The 467-nt window shown below is 70.0% G+C and carries 1 protein-coding gene; it reads left to right on the top strand.

Annotation, left to right across the window (positions count from 1 at the left end; all coding sequences use genetic code 11):
* On the top strand, positions 1 to 467 hold a 467-nt coding region (locus AC3A6B_RS29885), incomplete at both ends, for an ABC transporter permease (RefSeq protein ID WP_487840248.1).

Consider the following 467-nt stretch of genomic DNA (forward strand, 5'->3'; position numbering starts at 1 on the left):
CTGCTCGGCCTCGCGGTGCTGCTGTTCTGGCTGCTCGCGGCGCTGCTCGGGCCCTGGCTGCTGTCGCACAGCACGGCGGCCATGGGCACCTCGAACGTCTTCGCGCCGATCAGCGCGAAGCACTGGCTGGGCACCGACTACCTCGGGCGCGACATGCTGGCACTCATCATCGAGGGGGCGCGCTACACGATCGGCGTCGCGCTGTTTGCCACGCTGCTGGCCAGCGGAACCGGCACCACGCTGGCGCTGCTGGCCGCCGCCAGCGGCCGCTGGATCGACGCGGTGCTCAGCCGCGGGCTGGACACGCTGACCGCGATCCCGAGCAAGATGTTCGCGCTCATCATGGTGGCGGGCTTCGGCTCCTCGGTGCCGATGCTGGTCGTCACGGCGGGCATCATCTACGTGCCGGGCGCCTACCGCATGGCGCGCTCGCTGGCCGTCAACATCAATGCGCTCGACTACGTGAC

The organism is Variovorax sp. Soil_C_33 (assembly GCF_057656935.1).